We start from the raw sequence: 17,520 nt of genomic DNA on the forward strand, positions 1-17,520 counted from the left end.
CTCCCTTTGGGAGAGGGTTAGGGTGAGGGTAAAAATTACAGCGGCTGCGTCTGCGCCTCAACCACCGCCAGCGCCACCATGTTCACGATACGACGCACAGAGGCAATCGGCGTTAACACGTGCACCGGTTTCGCCACGCCCATCAGTACCGGCCCTACGGTCACCCCTTCAGAGCTGGAGACGCGCAGCAGGTTGTAGCTGATACGCGCCGCTTCCACGTTAGGCATAATCAGTATGTTGGCCGATCCCTTCAGCGGGCTGTCCGGCATACGTTCGTTACGGATGCTCTCCACCAGCGCGGCGTCGCCGTGCATCTCCCCGTCAATCATCAGCTCCGGCGCACGCTCGCGCACCAGCTCCAGCGTCTGGCGCATTTTGCACGCCGCCGCTGATTTAGACGAACCAAAGTTAGAGTGCGACAGCAGCGCCACCTTCGGCTCGATGCCAAAGCGACGGACGGTCTCGGCGGCCATCACGGTGATCTCCGCCAGCTCGTCCGGGGTCGGATCGTCGTTAACGTAGGTATCGGCAATAAAGGTGTTGCCGCTCGGCAGCAGCAGCGCGTTCATCGCCCCGGCGGTATGGACGCCGTCGCGATAGCCGAAGATCTCCTGCACCACGCTAAAGTGCTCGTGGTAGTCGCCGATGGTGCCGCAGATCAGCGCGTCCGCCTCGCCGCGATGCACCATGATCGCGCCGATCACCGTCGTGTTGCTGATGACCGCTTTCTGAGCCTGCTCCTGGGTGATCCCCCGGCGCTTCATGATCGCGTAGTATTCGCTCCAGTACTCTTTGAAGCGCGGATCGGATTCGTTGTTAACGATCTCGAAGTCGACGCCCGGCTTAATCTGCAGGCCCAGCTTCTGGATACGCATTTCAATCACGCTCGGACGACCAATCAGGATCGGTTTCGCCAGGCCTAAGGTGATCAGCTCCTGGGTGGCGTGCAGCACGCGCGCCTCTTCCCCTTCCGCCAGCACCACGCGCTTCGCGTCGGCGCGGGCCTGAGAGAAGATCGGCTTCATGAACAGGTTCGTTTTATAGACAAACTCGGTGAGCTTATCGACGTAAGCGTCGAAATCGTGAATCGGACGCGTCGCTACGCCGGAGTCCATCGCCGCTTTGGCCACCGCAGGGGCAATTTTAACAATCAGACGCGGGTCGAACGGTTTCGGAATGATGTAGTCCGGGCCGAAGCTCAGATCCTGATCGCCGTACGCAGACGCGACCACTTCGCTCTGCTCGGCGTGGGCAAGCTCCGCGATGGCGTGAACGGCGGCAAGCTTCATCTCTTCGTTGATCGCCGTTGCGCCGACGTCCAGCGCACCGCGGAAGATGAACGGGAAGCAGAGCACGTTGTTGACCTGGTTCGGGTAGTCCGAACGGCCGGTACAGATGATGGCGTCTTCGCGCACCGCTTTCGCCAGCGGCGGCAGGATTTCCGGTTCCGGGTTCGCCAGGGCCAGGATCATTGGCGCACGCGCCATCTTCTTCACCATCTCCTGGGTCAACACTTTCGGACCGGAGCAGCCGAGGAAGATATCCGCGCCGTCAATCACGTCGTCCAGGGTGCGTTTACCGTCGTCGTCGACCGCGTACGCCGCTTTGGTTTCAGCCATGTTCGGCTCGCGGTCTTTATAGATAACGCCCTTGGAGTCGCAGACCACAATGTTGTGTTTCTGCATACCCAGCGCCACCAGCAGGTTCATACAGGCGATGGCCGCGGCGCCTGCGCCAGAGACCACCATGCGCACGTCGGAGAGATTTTTCTCTACCACGCGCAGGCCGTTGAGAATCGCGGCGGTGCTGATAATCGCGGTTCCGTGCTGGTCATCATGGAACACGGGAATGTTCATACGCTCGCGCAGCTTCTGCTCGATATAGAAACATTCCGGCGCTTTGATGTCTTCCAGGTTAATCCCGCCGAAGGTCGGCTCCAGCGCGGCCACCACGTTGATGAATTTGTCAGGATCGAGTTCGTCCACCTCGATATCGAACACGTCGATACCGGCGAATTTCTTGAACAGTACCCCCTTCCCTTCCATCACCGGCTTACCGGCCAGCGCGCCGATGTTGCCCAGCCCCAGCACCGCCGTGCCGTTAGAGATCACGGCGACAAGGTTGCCGCGCGCGGTATATTTGTAGGCCGCCAGCGGGTCTTTTTCGATTTCCAGACACGGGGCTGCGACGCCCGGCGAATAGGCCAGCGCCAGATCGCGCTGGGTTGCCAGCGGCTTGGTTGGGGAGACCTGGATTTTGCCCGGGACAGGGAACTCGTGAAAATCGAGGGCACTCTGTTTCAACTGCTCATCCATCTTATTTTTCCTTTCACGTATCGGTCAAAAGGGTGACGTAAGCGATCCTGATGCACACCCTGGTGTGCCGCCTAGTATCGCCTCAGGCCGCCTCCTAAACTTTGAAGGCAGCCAAACTCTCACCATCACACATTAAAAATTGTTATCAATTTATAACAGCCATGTTACCCGTCTCAAAAGCAATGCCTCCCCCGTCTGCTATGCTTTTTTGTTAAGTCCATCATGATTTTTCCAGAAGTGTGAACTAACGCACTCATCTAACTCTTTTATTTCCAAGGAGTAATTATTTATGAACCAGCTAGACGGCATCAAAAAATTCACCACCGTGGTTGCAGACAGCGGCGATATCGAGTCGATTCGCCACTATCAGCCGGAGGACGCGACCACTAACCCTTCGCTACTGCTCAAAGCTGCAGGGCTTGCCCATTTTAGCCATCTGATTGATGACGCCATTGCCTACGGTAAACAGCGCGGGAAAACGCAGGAGCAGCAGGTCGCCGAAGCCAGCGACAAGCTGGCGGTTAATTTTGGTGCGGAAATTCTTAAAAGCATCCCGGGCCGCGTCTCGACCGAAGTCGACGCCCGCCTCTCGTTCGATAAAGAAAAGAGCATTAATAAGGCGCGTCGCCTGGTGGAACTGTACGAGGAGCAGGGGATCGATAAATCACGCATTCTGATCAAGCTGGCGTCCACCTGGGAAGGCATCCGAGCGGCTGAGGTGTTGGAAAAAGAGGGCATCCACTGCAACCTGACCCTACTGTTCTCGTTTGCCCAGGCGCGCGCCTGCGCTGAAGCGGGCGTGTTCCTCGTCTCGCCGTTTGTCGGGCGCATCTACGACTGGTATCAGGCGAAACAGCCGATGGATCCGTACGTGGTGGATGAGGATCCGGGCGTGAAATCGGTCCGTAATATCTACGACTACTACAAACAGCACCGCTATGAAACCATCGTGATGGGGGCCAGCTTCCGCCGTACCGAGCAGATCCTCGCCCTGGCAGGCTGCGACCGTCTGACCATCTCCCCTAACCTGCTCCAGGAGCTACAGGACAAAGAAGAAACGGTGATCCGCAAGCTGGTGCCGACCTCCACCGTTCTGCCAAAACCGAAAGCCATGACCGAAGCGGAGTTCCGCTGGGAGCACAATCAGGACGCCATGGCCGTGGAAAAACTGGCGGACGGCATCCGCCAGTTCGCCGTCGACCAGCGCAAACTTGAAGACCTTCTCGCCGCCAAACTTTAACCTTGCCACGGAGTGAACTATGTCCCGTAAAGAGCTAGCCAATGCCATTCGCGCCCTCAGCATGGATGCCGTGCAAAAAGCCAATTCCGGCCACCCCGGCGCGCCGATGGGCATGGCTGATATTGCCGAAGTGCTGTGGAACGACTTTCTGAAGCACAACCCCAATGACCCCACCTGGTACGATCGCGACCGCTTTATTCTCTCCAACGGTCACGCCTCAATGCTGCTCTACAGCCTGCTGCACCTTTCCGGCTACGATCTGCCGCTTGAGGAGCTGAAAAACTTCCGCCAGCTGCACTCCAAAACGCCGGGGCACCCGGAAATTGGCTATACCCCGGGGGTGGAAACGACGACCGGACCACTCGGTCAGGGGCTGGCCAATGCGGTCGGGCTGGCGATTGCCGAACGCACGCTGGCGGCACAGTTTAACCAGCCGGACCACGAGATTGTCGACCACTACACCTACGTGTTTATGGGCGACGGCTGCCTGATGGAGGGGATTTCACATGAGGTCTGCTCCCTGGCGGGCACGCTGGGGCTCGGCAAACTGATTGGCTTCTACGATCACAACGGCATCTCCATCGACGGGGAGACCGAAGGCTGGTTTACCGACGACACGGCAAAACGCTTTGAAGCCTATCACTGGCACGTGGTGCACGAGATCGATGGCCATGACCCTGAAGCGGTGAAAAAAGCGATTCAGGAAGCGCAGAGCGTGAAGGACAAACCGTCCCTGATTATCTGCCGCACGGTCATCGGCTTCGGCTCACCGAACAAGGCGGGCAAAGAGGAGGCGCACGGCGCGGCGCTGGGCGAGGAGGAAGTCGCGCTGACCCGGCAGAAGCTGGGGTGGAAACATCCACCGTTTGAGATCCCGAAAGAGATCTACAGAGCCTGGGATGCCCGTGAGGCGGGTGAAAAGGCCCAGCAGTCCTGGAACGAGAAGTTCACCGCCTACAAAAAAGCGCACCCGGATCTCGCCGCCGAGTTTTCCCGCCGCATGAGCGGCGGTCTGCCGGAGGACTGGGACGACAGAACCCAGGCGCTGTTTGAAAACCTGCAGTCCAACCCGGCGAAAATCGCCACCCGCAAGGCGTCGCAAAATACCCTGAACGCAATCGGCCCTCTCCTGCCCGAACTGCTCGGCGGCTCGGCGGATCTGGCGCCCAGCAACCTGACCATCTGGTCGGGCTCAAAATCGCTGAAAGAGGACATCGCCGGGAACTACATCCACTACGGCGTGCGCGAGTTTGGGATGACCGCCATTGCCAACGGCATCGCCCATCACGGCGGGTTTGTGCCGTACACCGCCACCTTCCTGATGTTCGTCGAGTACGCCCGTAACGCGGCGCGCATGGCGGCCTTAATGAAGGCGCGGCAGATTATGGTCTATACCCATGACTCCATCGGACTCGGGGAAGACGGGCCTACGCACCAGGCGGTTGAACAGCTGGCAAGCCTGCGCCTGACGCCGAACTTCAGCACCTGGCGTCCGTGCGATCAGGTCGAAGCGGCGGTGGGCTGGAAGCTGGCGGTAGAACGCCACAATGGCCCAACGGCACTGATTCTGTCACGCCAGAATCTGGCGCAGATTGAGCGAACCCCGGAGCAGGTGAAAAATATCGCCCGCGGCGGCTACATCCTGAAGGACAGCGGCGGCAAGCCGGACGTGATCCTGATTGCGACCGGCTCCGAGGTGGAAATCACGGTGAAAGCGGCGGAGAAACTGACTGCCGAAGGTCACGCGGTGCGCGTGGTGTCCCTGCCCTCAACGGATATTTTTGACGCCCAGGACGAGGCGTACCGGGAATCGGTCCTGCCGTCCAACGTCGCGGCTCGCGTAGCGGTGGAAGCCGGTATTGCCGACTACTGGTACAAGTATGTCGGGCTCAAAGGGGCGATTGTCGGCATGTGGGGTTACGGCGAATCCGCCCCTGCCGATAAGCTGTTCCCGTACTTCGGCTTTACCGTTGAGAACGTGGTGGAGAAGGCGCTGAGCGTACTGTAGTGTTTTACCGCGTGATCCACAGCGTGGGCCAGGCATCTGACCCGTTCCAGTTGTCGCAGCTGGGCTCCTCGGCGTAGCGAACCAGGCGGAAGCGCTGGCCGTCAAAACGCCAGCGCGTCTGGATCCCGCAATCGCCCAAACCGCGCCCCAGCGCGAGCGTTGTCAGCTCGCGCGTCTTTTCATCAAAGCTCGCGTTCATCAACTCCATTTCGCTCCCGTCGCCTGACGGCGTAAACGGCAGACGCAGCCTGACGCTGCGCGCGGTGAACGGTTTTTTACGCGATACCAGCCACGCCAGATCGACCGTGTTATAGGCCCCCGCCTCGCAGCTGACGATCAGCAACGCTTTGTCATCGGTTAACGCGGTGACGCGCACTTCCCGGCGGTTAGGATCCAGCGAGCACTGGCTGGTGTTCATCCGCCCGGTGCCATAATCCAGCAGGTCGTTCAGTTCGGCGTGGGAGAGCGGCGTCGGGGTCGGGTTGACGACCGCCACCTTTTTAAGGGCAGGAGCAGGCGGAACGCTTAACGGCGGATCGTCACCTTTCTTGATCCACGCGGTTTCGCTGCCGACGCGCTTTTGCTGCGCATCAATGAACAGCAGCGCGGCTTTCAGACCGCTCAGCGAAATAACCTGCTTGCCGTCGCGCAGGGTCAGGGCCTTCCCTTCCTGGATGTTTTTCAGAAAGGCGGTGATGGTAGCCGCATCGTCCGTTTTAAGATGCCAGGGCGTGAGCTGCCAGCGCTGTTTGTCCAGCTTCAGGGGAACGTTATCCAGCAGCAGCCGGGGGGCAATCTCTGGCTCTTTTACCGAGGGCGTATCAAGGCCGCCGAGATCGATACGCAGCGTGGCGTCCGTTTTCGCCCCGGCGCTACGGGTGAGCGTCATGACCAGACCACGGTGTTCACCCGTGTTGCGTGCGAGGCAAAAATTCTGGTTGTTGCAGGTTACCTGCCAGTCGGAGAAGGCTTGCTGGGCAGGTGCAGCCCGCACCTGCGGCGCGAGGAGCACACAAAACAGGTAAAACAAAAAGACGCTGTAGCGCATGAATGACACAATCCCGGAACGAAAACGCTTAACTGGGCAGTATCTTCGTGTTCCCGCCGGGGTTGCTCAATCGGATTTATCAGATATACCCGAAAAACAGGCTATATCCGTTCGAAAGTGGTGTTCATCAGCCCGGTTGTCTGTAAATACTGCAGTAATATCACCGCTTTACCATCCCTGATTTCGCCTGAACGCACCATCTCCACCGCCCGGGCAAAAGGAAGCTCCAGCACTTCGATATCTTCATCCTCCACGCCACCGCCGCGGTGAGTGCGCTGCGCGTCGCTGTATTCCGCAATGAAGAAATGCACAATTTCCGTTACGCCGCCCGGCGACATAAACAGCTCGAAGACCTTTTTGACCTCGCCCACTTCGAAGCCGGTCTCTTCCACGGCCTCTTTGCGGATACAAACTTCCGGCTCATCATCATCGAGCAGGCCCGCGCAGGTTTCAATCAGACGTCCGTCAGGGTTGCCATTAACCCATGTCGCCACCCTGAACTGACGGATCAGCACCACGCTCTGCTTTTCACGGTTATAGAGCAGAATGGTTGCCCCGTTGCCGCGGTCGTAGACCTCGCGCTTGTGGCGGATCACCTCACCGTTGTTACGCGTAAGATCATAGGTGATGTTACGCAGGACAAAGTAGTTTTCAGAGAGAATTTTGTCTTTGATAACGTCAATTTTCAGGGTCATACGGGCTCCACAACACAATGAGTCGTCCTATACTACGCCGTGAATCCCGCTTTGTCGCCCGCCGGTTTAATGATGTTTTGGGGCGTTAACCCCAAGCCAGTCGAGTATCCCCTGCGCCGCATGACGTCCTTCCGCCATGGCGGTCACCACAAGATCCGCACCGCGAACCGCATCGCCCCCGGCGAAGATCTGTGGGTTAGTCGTCTGGTAACGGTAGCGGCTCTCGACCGAAGCAACGATCCGCCCCCGGTCATCCGTTTCGACACCCTGCGCCTGCAGCCACGGCATCGCGTGCGGGTTAAAACCAAACGCCATGATGACCGCATCAGCCGCCATCACGAACTCGCTGCCCGCTACCGGAACCGGTCGACGCCGTCCCTGCGCGTCCGGTTCACCGAGCTCGGTACGCAGCATCCGGATACCGCTGACCTTACCGTTCGGATCCAGCGTCAGCTCAACCGGCTGGACGTTAAATTCAAACGCCGCGCCCTCTTCTCGGGCGTTCTTCACCTCTTTCTTCGAGCCAGGCATATTGGCCTCATCCCGACGATAGGCGCAGGTCACCTTTGCCGCGCCGTGGCGTAACGCGGTACGGACGCAGTCCATCGCGGTATCGCCCCCGCCAAGCACCACCACGTTTAAGCCCTGGGTATCGATAAATGGTTCGCTGGCCGTCGACTCCAGCCCCATAACATGGCGCGTGTTACCTACAAGGAAAGGCAGCGCATCATAGACCCCAGGCGCGTCCTCGTGCGGGATACCCGCCTTCATCGAGCGGTAGGTTCCCACGCCAATAAACAGGGCGTCGTACTCGTGCTTTAACTGCGACATCGACACGTCCTGGCCCACCTCGCAGTTCAGCTCGAAGCGGATCCCCATCGCGGTAAATATCTCTCTGCGCCGCGCGAGCAGCGATTTGTCCAGCTTGAATGCCGGGATGCCAAAGGTCAGCAATCCGCCAATTTCCGGATGCCGGTCATAGACAGTCACACTCGCGCCGCTGCGCGCCAGCACGTCGGCGCACGCCAGCCCGGCGGGCCCCGCGCCGACGATCGCGACACGTTTACCTGTCGGCGTGACGGCGGACATATCTGGCCGCCAGCCCATCGCCAGCGCCCGATCGGAGATATAGCGCTCAATGTTACCGATGGTCACGGATCCCGCCTCTTCACGTATTGTGCAGGCACCCTCGCATAATCGGTCCTGCGGACAGACGCGGCCGGTAATTTCAGGTAAACAGTTGGTCTGATGTGAAAGCTCGACCGCGCCGGCGATATCCCCCGCGTTGAGGCGCTCGATCCACTGCGGGATGTGGTTATGCAGCGGGCAGGTCCATTCGCAAATGCTGTGCTCTCCGCATTTCAGGCAGCGCGACGCCTCGCGGGCGGCCTGCTCGTCCCGGAACGGCAGGTAAATTTCGTTAAAATGGCCCACGCGTTCTGCGGCAGCCAGCTTGTCGGGCTCGCCGCGTGGCGGGGTTGTTTGCATCTGATGCAGTTTGGTTCGCGAAGCGTCCTCTCTGACGGCTTCCGCATGCCAGGGCTGCGCTTCCAGGCAGGCCGTGCGCTGGCGGCGCGATTTCGCCAGAGTATCAAGGACAGCAGGCGTCGCCAGTGAGAGGACATCTGCCGGGCAATTTTCGATACAGGCCGGGCCGTGTAGCCGCGTCAGACAGAGATCGCATTTATTCGCCGAGGCCTTCACGCCGCCGCTGTCGAGCGGGGTGACGATAATCTCCATCGTGCCAAACGGGCAGGCCACCACGCAGGCCTTACAGCCGATGCATTTTTGTTGATTCACCTGTACGCTGTCATCGCATTTGCTGATGGCGCCGTTCGGACAGCTTTGCGCGCAGGGCGCATTTTCACAGTGATGGCAGGTGACGGGACTACTCTTCTCGCCGGCTCGCAGGACCGTAATGCGGGGATGAAAATGGCGCTCGCTCAGGACGTGCTGCTCATCGTTGTGCGCCATCACGCAGGCCACTTCGCAGGCGCGACACCCGATGCACTGCTGGCTGTTAGCCATAATAAAACGATTCATAACCACACCTGTTTTTGGTTCAATAACCTTATTCTTTGTATGAGTATGGTATTTACGCATCACGGCGCGATCGGGCAATGTTCAAATGCCCGGAATGCCGAATTATTTACAGTGAACCTGTAGCAGATCAATTTTATTCAGAGAGCCGTTCTGTGACCGTCAAACGACCCGTTTCCGGAAGCCTTGCCTGGGCTTTCTTTTCGATAATTGCCTTATCGGTGCTGACCAGCACCGTCGCGCTGCTGACGCTAGCCAGCAGCCAGCGTGACGCCGAAGCCATTAATATCGCGGGTTCGCTGCGCATGCAGAGCTATCGTCTGGGCTACGAGATGCAGCGCAACAGCCCTGCCCTTGCCGCGCATCGCGACAGCTGGCAACGGACGCTGAGCGCGCCTGCCCTGCAGAAGCTGAACCGCTGGTACGTCCCGGACAATGTTAAAGCGCGCTACCAGCAGCTGCACGTGGCCTGGCTGGAGATGGATGCGCGCATCGCCCGCGGCGACAGCGCGTGGTATCAAACCCACATTGAGGATTTTGTCGGCCGTATTGATGCCTTTGTGCTCGCCCTTCAGCACTACACCGAACATAAAATCCAGACGGTGACCCTGCTCTCGCTGGCGGGCGCTCTCGGGATCCTGCTCCTGACGCTGTTTACCCTGCGACGCATCCGTCGCCAGGTGGTGTTGCCGCTTAACAATCTGGTGGCGGCCAGCGAACGGGTTGAGCGTGGCGAATTTACAACCCCGGCGCCGGATACCGCCCTGCCGAACGAGCTGGGCCAACTCTCCCGCGCCTTCAACCACATGTCCGCCGAGCTGGCTACGCTTTACCGTTCGCTCGAAGCCTCGGTCGCGGAAAAGACGCGGCATTTGCATGAAGCCCACCAGCAGCTCGACATGCTGTTCAAATGCTCGCAGGCGCTGAATACCGGCCAGATAGACAGCCACTGCTTTCGGCATATCCTGCAGATTGTCCATGACTATACGCAGATGAATTATCTCGAACTGCGCACCAGCGACGACTGGCGGCTGTCTGAAGGGACGGAGTCACATGGTATTCCTCTGCAGCACCTGCCGGTACTGATGCAGGACACCCTTTACGGCGAGCTGCGCTGGCAAAGCGAGACGGACAGCGTTCCCCTTCCGCTGATGAGAAGCGTGGCGACCATGCTCGGGCGCGGGCTGTACTTTAACCAGGCGCAAAAACATTACCAGCAGCTGCTGCTGATGGAAGAGCGCGCCACCATTGCACGCGAGCTGCACGATTCGCTGGCGCAGGTGCTATCGTATCTGCGCATTCAGCTTGCGCTGCTCAAACGCGCCGTGCCCGAGGAAAATACCCCGGCGCAGACCATCATCACCGACTTCTCCCGCGAGCTGAACAATGCCTGGCAGCAGCTGCGCGAGCTGCTTACCACCTTCCGCCTGACGCTGAACCACGCGAACTTACCCGCGGCGCTGCAGGAGTCCCTCGACGTCCTGCAGAGCCAGACGCAGGCGAAGCTGCATCTCGACTGCCGCCTCTCCTCGCTGGCGCTGGACGCGCAAAAGCAGGTGCATTTGCTGCAGATCGTGCGTGAGGCCGTGCTGAACGCCATTAAGCACGCGCAGGCCAGCGAGATCACCGTCAGCTGCGTGACCGCCGTGGACGGTACGCACAGCGTCAGCATTCGTGACAACGGCATCGGGATTGGCGAAGCCAGCGAGCCGCCGGGCCATTACGGCCTGAACATTATGCGCGAACGCGCGCAACGGCTCGGCGGGATGCTGCACTTCTCGCAGCCGCAAAACGGCGGCACGCTGGTCAGCGTGACGTTCCCGGCGCCCGCGCCATTAACGGGTAAATAACGGTAAAGGAGGACGCGCGGGAAAAAGCGCATGATAATTTACATTATCTCCTTTATTTCTCCACGTTTGGCCTGGGCCTTACCGCTAAAGTTATGCGGGCAATAAACAATAATGACGTGCAGCAAAACGAGGTCACTCTTTCATGGCGAATTTTTTCATCGATCGCCCCATTTTTGCCTGGGTGCTTGCCATCCTGTTGTGTCTGACAGGTGTCCTGGCGATTACTTCACTTCCTGTTGAGCAATACCCCGATCTGGCGCCGCCTAACGTGCGCGTAACGGCAAACTACCCCGGCGCTTCCGCACAAACGCTGGAAAACACCGTGACGCAGGTTATCGAGCAGAACATGACGGGTCTGGATAACCTGATGTACATGTCCTCACAAAGTAGCGCCACGGGCCAGGCGACGGTTACCCTGAGCTTTAAGGCGGGCACGGACCCGGACGAAGCGGTGCAGCAGGTGCAAAACCAGCTGCAGTCGGCCATGCGCAAGCTGCCCCAGGCGGTGCAGAATCAGGGCGTGACCGTGCGTAAAACCGGTGATACCAACATTTTGACCATCGCGTTTGTCTCGACAGATGGCTCGATGGATAAACAGGACATTGCGGACTACGTCGCCAGTAATATTCAGGATCCCATCAGCCGTATCAACGGCGTCGGGGATATCGACGCCTATGGCTCACAATACTCTATGCGCATCTGGCTCGACCCCAACAAGCTGAACAGCGTCCAGATGACGGCAACCGACGTGACGAATGCCATCAAGGCCCAGAACGCCCAGATTGCGGTGGGGCAGCTGGGGGGAACGCCGTCCGTCGATAAGCAGGCCCTGAACGCCACCATCAATTCGCAATCCCTGCTGCAGACGCCGGACCAGTTCCGCAACATCACCCTGCGCGTGAATCAGGATGGGTCGGAAGTGCGTCTGGGCGATGTCGCCACGGTGGAAATGGGGGCGGAAAAATACGACTACCTGAGCCGCTTTAACGGCAATCAGGCCTCCGGTCTGGGGATAAAGCTTGCGTCCGGCGCAAACGAAATGGCCACGGCAAAACTGGTGTTAGACCGTCTGGACGAACTTTCACAGTATTTTCCGCACGGGCTGGAGTACAAAGTCGCCTACGAAACCACCTCCTTCGTTAAAGCGTCGATCGAGGACGTGGTGAAGACCCTGCTGGAAGCCATCGCGCTGGTATTCCTGGTGATGTACCTGTTCCTGCAAAACTTCCGCGCGACGCTGATCCCAACCATTGCCGTCCCCGTGGTGCTGCTGGGGACCTTTGCGGTGCTTTACGCGTTCGGGTACAGCATTAACACCCTGACGATGTTTGCGATGGTGCTGGCGATTGGCCTTCTGGTGGATGATGCCATCGTGGTGGTTGAAAATGTCGAGCGCATCATGAGCGAAGAAGGACTCTCGCCGCGCCAGGCGACGCGCAAATCCATGGGGCAAATTCAGGGGGCGCTGGTCGGTATCGCGATGGTGCTGTCGGCCGTCTTTATCCCGATGGCCTTCTTTGGCGGCACAACAGGGGCGATTTACCGTCAGTTCTCAATAACCATCGTCTCGGCGATGGTGCTCTCCGTGCTGGTGGCGCTGATCCTCACCCCCGCGCTGTGCGCCACCATTCTAAAACCGCTGCACAAAGGGGAGCAGCACGGGCAAAAAGGGTTCTTCGGCTGGTTTAACCGGATGTTCAACCGCAATGCCGCGCGGTATGAATCTGCCGTCGGTGGCGTGCTCCATCGCAGCCTGCGCTGGATGATGATTTACGTTGTGCTGCTGGGCGGCATGGTCTGGCTGTTTATGCATCTCCCCACCTCTTTTCTGCCGATGGAAGACCGCGGCATGTTCACCACCTCGGTGCAGCTCCCGAGCGGCGCAACGCAGCAGCAGACGCTGAAAGTGGTCCAGAAAGTGGAGCAGTACTTCTTCACCAAAGAGAAAGATAACGTTGTGTCGGTCTTCTCCACCGTGGGCTCTGGCCCGGGCGGAAACGGGCAGAACGTCGCCCGCATGTTCGTCCGCCTGAAGGACTGGGACGAGCGCGATACCCGAACGGGAACGTCATTTGCCATTATTGAACGCGCAACCAAAGCCTTTGCGCATATTAAAGAGGCGCGCGTCTTCGCCAGCAGCCCGCCGGCGATAAGCGGTCTGGGCAGTTCCGCCGGGTTTGATATGGAGCTGCAGGATCACGCCGGCGCGGGCCACACGGCGCTGATGGCGGCACGCGATAAGCTGCTAGCGCTGGCGGGCAACGATCCTGGCCTGACCCGCGTCCGCCATAACGGTCTTGACGACAGCCCGCAGCTCCAGGTGGATATCGATCAGCGTAAGGCGCAGGCGCTGGGCGTGTCGATCAACGATATCAACGATACCCTGCAGACGGCGTGGGGCTCGAGCTATGTGAATGACTTTATGGATCGCGGCCGCGTGAAAAAAGTGTATGTCCAGTCCGCCGCGCCGTTCCGCATGCTGCCGGATGATATAAACCGCTGGTTTGTCAGGAATAACGCTGGCGGCATGGTGCCGTTCTCCGCGTTTGCCACCTCGCACTGGGAGAGCGGTTCGCCGCGTCTGGAGCGCTATAACGGCTACTCTGCGGTTGAAATCGTCGGGGAAGCTGCGCCGGGCGTCAGTACCGGTACCGCTATGGATACCATGGAAAAACTGGTCCAGCAGCTGCCCGCCGGTTTTGGTCTGGAGTGGACGGCCATGTCCTACCAGGAGCGACTCTCCGGGGCACAGGCTCCCGCACTTTACGCGCTCTCTCTGCTGGTGGTCTTCCTCTGCCTAGCCGCACTGTATGAAAGCTGGTCAGTCCCGTTCTCCGTCATGCTGGTCGTGCCGCTTGGGGTTATCGGTGCGCTGCTGGCGACCTGGATGCGCGGCCTCGAGAACGATGTTTACTTCCAGGTGGGTCTGCTCACCGTGATTGGGCTATCGGCGAAAAACGCCATTCTGATCGTTGAATTTGCCAACGAGATGAATGCCAAAGGCCACGAGCTGATGGCCGCCACGCTGCACGCCTGCCGTCAGCGCTTACGCCCGATCCTGATGACGTCGCTGGCGTTTGTCTTTGGCGTACTGCCGATGGCAACCAGTACGGGTGCAGGCTCCAGCAGCCAGCATGCCGTCGGGACGGGAGTGATGGGCGGCATGATTTCGGCAACCATCCTGGCCATTTACTTCGTGCCGTTGTTCTTTGTGCTGGTGCGTCGTCGCTTCCCGCTAAAGGAACGGGCTGAGTAAGTGATTGAAATAAAAAAAGGCGGTTTTATCGGCCGCCTTTTTATTGTGTGATTAATTCACACTATGGTTATTTTACTTATTTTAGTGCTCTTGCAATTCTTACTGAATGTCATTTACGAAGCATGCCTTCGATAAAATCTTTCCAGTTCCCCAGTTCACGTTCAATCATAACAACCTCTCTTATTATTATGCGCATTCTACAAAAACGGACCATCATTGTGAAGACTATTTAACCAATTGCTGTGATTGTACCCCACGTCCTGCGGGGATTTATGATAAATATGAACGGAGAGGTCTCAATTTTTTGTGACGGCTAGCAATATTTTGAAATAACCCTCCGAACGGGTGAGTTTTATTTTACCCGCTGAGTTTATTCGAAATTTAAACTTTATGGACATCTATGCTTAAAGGGTGAAAGAATATTCAGCGTACAGATGTGAGTTGAATTAAGAAGAAGCGTAAATCCAGACGATTCCTGAATGTGTTATATTCCACTTAAGGATATATCTTCGAATTTACTGAACATTTAATCATCATTAGGTCAAAAGGATTCACCATGGTTGTGATGTACGGCATTAAAAATTGCGACACCATCAAAAAAGCCCGTCGCTGGCTGGAAGCAAACGGCGTGGAGTACCGTTTCCACGATTACCGAGCCGATGGGCTTGATGCAGAATTTCTGCATAGCGCGATCGGCGAGCTGGGGTGGGAAGCCCTGCTGAACACCCGCGGCACCACCTGGCGTAAGCTGGACGAATCTCTGCGCGCCAGCATCAACAACGCCGACAGCGCGGCAAAACTGATGCTCGACATGCCGGCAATTATCAAACGCCCATTGCTCTGCGCGCCAGGGCAGCCTATGCTGCTGGGTTTCAGTGAAACCCTTTATTCCGACTTTTTTCGTTGAGGTGTAGTTTATGTCATGCCCGGTCATTGAGCTGACTCAGCAGCTTATTCGCCGTCCTTCCCTTAGCCCGGACGACGCAGGTTGTCAGGCACTTATGATTGAGCGCCTGCGTGCCATCGGTTTTACCGTTGAACGCATGGATTTTGGCGATACCCAGAACTTCTGGGCGTGGCGCGGACAGGGCGAAACGCTGGCCTTTGCCGGGCATACTGACGTCGTTCCCGCCGGTGACGCGGATCGCTGGATCAACCCGCCGTTTGAACCGACCATCCGCGACGGCATGCTGTTTGGTCGCGGCGCGGCAGACATGAAAGGCTCCCTGGCGGCGATGGTCGTGGCGGCAGAGCGATTTGTGGCTCAGCATCCAAACCACAAAAACCGTCTGGCGTTTTTAATCACCTCCGACGAAGAAGCCAGCGCCCATAACGGCACCGTGAAGGTTGTTGAAGCGCTGATGGCGCGTAACGAGCGTCTCGACTACTGCCTGGTCGGTGAGCCGTCCAGTACCGAAGTGGTGGGTGATGTTGTCAAAAATGGGCGCCGCGGCTCGCTGACCTGTAACCTGACCATTCACGGCGTTCAGGGGCACGTTGCATACCCGCATCTGGCCGATAACCCGGTCCATCGCGCTGCGCCGATGCTGAGCGAGCTGGTGGGCATCGAGTGGGATAAAGGCAACGAATTCTTCCCGCCAACCAGCATGCAGATCGCGAACGTCAAGGCCGGGACCGGCAGCAACAACGTGATCCCGGGCGATTACTTCGTCCAGTTCAACTTCCGCTTCAGCACCGAACTGACCGATGAGATGATCAAGGCGCGTGTTATCGCGCTGCTGGAAAAATATCACCTGCGCTACACCGTGGAGTGGTGGCTTTCCGGCCAGCCGTTCCTGACGCAGCGCGGTAAGCTGGTGGATGCGGTGGTGAACGCCATCGAGCACTATAATGAAATTAAGCCACAGCTGCTGACAACGGGTGGCACCTCAGACGGGCGCTTTATCGCCCGTATGGGTGCCCAGGTTGTCGAACTGGGTCCAGTGAACGCAACCATTCATAAAATCAATGAGTGTGTCAATGCGGCAGATTTGCAACTGCTGGCCCGTATGTATCAACGTATTATGGAGCAACTCGTCGCCTGACGAACGCTCTGAGAGGAATAGCGAATGGATTGGCTTTCAAAGTACTGGTGGATTCTGGTGTTAGTTTTTCTGGTCGGCGTACTGCTGAACGTGATTAAAGATCTTAAGCGCGTTGACCATAAAAAATTTCTCGCCAACAAACCGGATCTTCCCCCGCACCGTGATTTTAACGACAAGTGGGACGATGACGACGACTGGCCGAAGAAGGACCAGAAGAAATAATCGTTAAGTTTCCCCTCTCCCCGGGAGAGGGGGAAACCTCACATAAACTCTACAATATCATCGTTATCCGGCTTGCCGCCGCTGAGCGCTTCATCAAAGTAGTGCTTCGGTACGGTATAGCGCAAACGATCGAGCGCGAACTGCATGCTACGGTCGTCAATCGCGTGGCCCAGCTCGTCAACGATATCCAGCGTCACGTCCCCACCTTCGCGAATCAGCGCTTCCTGAGCGGCAACCGCATGCGATAGCTCAATCACCCGGTCTTCACCACCGTGGATCAGGTGGATCGTGGTCTGCGTGGTCGCGCTTGTCGGTAACGTCGCAAAACGGCCGTTAAACGCAATGACGCGTGACGCCAGACCCGGCTGCGCTTTTACGCTTTCCAGCGACATGATTGACCCCTGCGAGAAGCCAATCAGCGCGGTCGCGTCAGCACCTACGCCGCTCTGCTGCTGCCAGTAGCGGACGATGTCGATAAAGGTCGGCATGATGGCGTCGATGCGAGCCTGACGATTCTCTTCCGTCACGCCCTGAACAGAGAACCACTGGCGCCCGTTCGGACCACATGGCTCTACGCCACCGATGCTGACAATTAATGCCTCCGGAAAAACGGGCGCAAACCAGCTGCCAATCTGACCCATATTGACGGCATTATCGCCAACGCCATGAAACAGAAGCAGTAACTGTTTAGCCGGTTTGTCAGGGCTTTGAACAACAAAATGGTCGTGTTTCATGGTGGTCTCCTTAATAGATGACCTGGATTCTACGCCTCCGGACGTGAATGACCATGCCACTTTACTG

13 protein-coding genes are annotated in these 17,520 nt (G+C 58.0%); 7 read left to right on the plus strand and 6 right to left on the minus strand.

Annotated elements, in window-relative coordinates; translation table 11 throughout:
- Positions 1-35: 35 nt before the first annotated feature.
- On the minus strand, positions 36-2,315 hold the full coding sequence (gene maeB / locus NI40_RS16145; protein WP_023308741.1) for an NADP-dependent oxaloacetate-decarboxylating malate dehydrogenase: 2,280 nt from the start codon (positions 2,313-2,315) through the stop codon (positions 36-38).
- 289 nt (positions 2,316-2,604) lie between these two features.
- Between maeB and tal the strand changes: the two genes are divergently transcribed.
- Positions 2,605-3,555: a transaldolase gene (tal, locus tag NI40_RS16150; RefSeq protein ID WP_033146157.1), complete on the plus strand. Its 951-nt coding sequence runs from the start codon at positions 2,605-2,607 to the stop codon at positions 3,553-3,555.
- Between the two features lie 19 nt (positions 3,556-3,574).
- Complete coding sequence (gene tkt / locus NI40_RS16155; protein ID WP_039263705.1) at positions 3,575-5,563, plus strand: transketolase; 1,989 nt, start codon at positions 3,575-3,577, stop codon at positions 5,561-5,563.
- Between the two features lie 4 nt (positions 5,564-5,567).
- On the opposite strand, the gene NI40_RS16160 is transcribed toward tkt, so the two are convergent.
- The 3 genes from NI40_RS16160 to aegA all read right to left on the minus strand — a co-directional run bounded on the left by NI40_RS16160 (position 5,568) and on the right by aegA (position 9,349).
- Positions 5,568-6,611, minus strand: a complete 1,044-nt coding sequence (locus tag NI40_RS16160; protein WP_039263706.1) for a DUF1176 domain-containing protein — start codon at positions 6,609-6,611, stop codon at positions 5,568-5,570.
- 101 nt (positions 6,612-6,712) lie between these two features.
- A complete protein-coding gene (gene nudK / locus NI40_RS16165; protein WP_033146160.1) occupies positions 6,713-7,306 on the minus strand; it encodes a GDP-mannose pyrophosphatase NudK in 594 nt (197 codons plus the stop codon).
- A gap of 66 nt (positions 7,307-7,372) precedes the next feature.
- A complete protein-coding gene (gene aegA / locus NI40_RS16170; protein ID WP_039263707.1) occupies positions 7,373-9,349 on the minus strand; it encodes a formate-dependent uric acid utilization protein AegA in 1,977 nt (658 codons plus the stop codon).
- A gap of 152 nt (positions 9,350-9,501) precedes the next feature.
- Here aegA and narQ point away from each other — a divergent pair, with 152 nt between their 5' ends.
- Together narQ and acrD are read left to right on the plus strand one after the other, a co-directional pair.
- Entirely contained in the window at positions 9,502-11,196 is a 1,695-nt protein-coding gene (gene narQ / locus NI40_RS16175) for a nitrate/nitrite two-component system sensor histidine kinase NarQ (RefSeq protein WP_039263708.1), read from the plus strand.
- A 142-nt stretch (positions 11,197-11,338) separates the two neighbouring features.
- The gene (gene acrD / locus NI40_RS16180) at positions 11,339-14,452 is read left to right on the plus strand and encodes a multidrug efflux RND transporter permease AcrD (RefSeq protein ID WP_033146163.1); all 3,114 of its coding nucleotides are present in this window, start codon (positions 11,339-11,341) and stop codon (positions 14,450-14,452) included.
- Between the two features lie 109 nt (positions 14,453-14,561).
- Here the strand turns inward: acrD and ypfM are convergent, their stop codons facing one another.
- The gene (ypfM, locus tag NI40_RS24005) at positions 14,562-14,621 is read right to left on the minus strand and encodes a protein YpfM (RefSeq protein WP_015572204.1); all 60 of its coding nucleotides are present in this window, start codon (positions 14,619-14,621) and stop codon (positions 14,562-14,564) included.
- A 387-nt stretch (positions 14,622-15,008) separates the two neighbouring features.
- Between ypfM and NI40_RS16185 the strand changes: the two genes are divergently transcribed.
- Genes NI40_RS16185 through NI40_RS16195 form a run of 3 tightly spaced genes read left to right on the plus strand, consistent with a single transcriptional unit; the run spans position 15,009 to position 16,719 of the window.
- Complete coding sequence (locus NI40_RS16185) at positions 15,009-15,359, plus strand: ArsC family reductase (RefSeq protein WP_033146164.1); 351 nt, start codon at positions 15,009-15,011, stop codon at positions 15,357-15,359.
- A 10-nt stretch (positions 15,360-15,369) separates the two neighbouring features.
- Positions 15,370-16,497, plus strand: coding sequence for a succinyl-diaminopimelate desuccinylase (gene dapE / locus NI40_RS16190; protein ID WP_039263709.1), 1,128 nt, complete (start codon positions 15,370-15,372; stop codon positions 16,495-16,497).
- A 24-nt stretch (positions 16,498-16,521) separates the two neighbouring features.
- Positions 16,522-16,719 carry a YpfN family protein gene (locus NI40_RS16195; protein ID WP_014171111.1) on the plus strand — a complete coding sequence of 66 codons (198 nt, stop codon included), beginning with the start codon at positions 16,522-16,524 and terminating at the stop codon, positions 16,717-16,719.
- Between the two features lie 38 nt (positions 16,720-16,757).
- On the opposite strand, the gene ypfH is transcribed toward NI40_RS16195, so the two are convergent.
- A complete protein-coding gene (gene ypfH / locus NI40_RS16200; protein ID WP_039263710.1) occupies positions 16,758-17,453 on the minus strand; it encodes an esterase in 696 nt (231 codons plus the stop codon).
- Positions 17,454-17,520 lie beyond the last annotated feature (67 nt).

This window comes from Enterobacter sp. E20, from assembly GCF_000801755.2.
In the GTDB taxonomy this organism is placed as follows: domain Bacteria; phylum Pseudomonadota; class Gammaproteobacteria; order Enterobacterales; family Enterobacteriaceae; genus Enterobacter; species Enterobacter asburiae_B.

Excerpts from the sequence above, each read along its gene's own strand:
- maeB (WP_023308741.1), bottom strand. The coding sequence starts at position 2,315 with ATGGATGAGCAGTTGAAACAGAGTGCCCTCGATTTTCACGAGTTCCCT.
- tal (WP_033146157.1), top strand. The coding sequence starts at position 2,605 with ATGAACCAGCTAGACGGCATCAAAAAATTCACCACCGTGGTTGCAGAC.
- tkt (WP_039263705.1), top strand. The coding sequence starts at position 3,575 with ATGTCCCGTAAAGAGCTAGCCAATGCCATTCGCGCCCTCAGCATGGAT.
- NI40_RS16160 (WP_039263706.1), bottom strand. The coding sequence starts at position 6,611 with ATGCGCTACAGCGTCTTTTTGTTTTACCTGTTTTGTGTGCTCCTCGCG.
- nudK (WP_033146160.1), bottom strand. The coding sequence starts at position 7,306 with ATGACCCTGAAAATTGACGTTATCAAAGACAAAATTCTCTCTGAAAAC.
- aegA (WP_039263707.1), bottom strand. The coding sequence starts at position 9,349 with ATGAATCGTTTTATTATGGCTAACAGCCAGCAGTGCATCGGGTGTCGC.
- acrD (WP_033146163.1), top strand. The coding sequence starts at position 11,339 with ATGGCGAATTTTTTCATCGATCGCCCCATTTTTGCCTGGGTGCTTGCC.
- NI40_RS16185 (WP_033146164.1), top strand. The coding sequence starts at position 15,009 with ATGGTTGTGATGTACGGCATTAAAAATTGCGACACCATCAAAAAAGCC.
- dapE (WP_039263709.1), top strand. The coding sequence starts at position 15,370 with ATGTCATGCCCGGTCATTGAGCTGACTCAGCAGCTTATTCGCCGTCCT.
- NI40_RS16195 (WP_014171111.1), top strand. The coding sequence starts at position 16,522 with ATGGATTGGCTTTCAAAGTACTGGTGGATTCTGGTGTTAGTTTTTCTG.
- ypfH (WP_039263710.1), bottom strand. The coding sequence starts at position 17,453 with ATGAAACACGACCATTTTGTTGTTCAAAGCCCTGACAAACCGGCTAAA.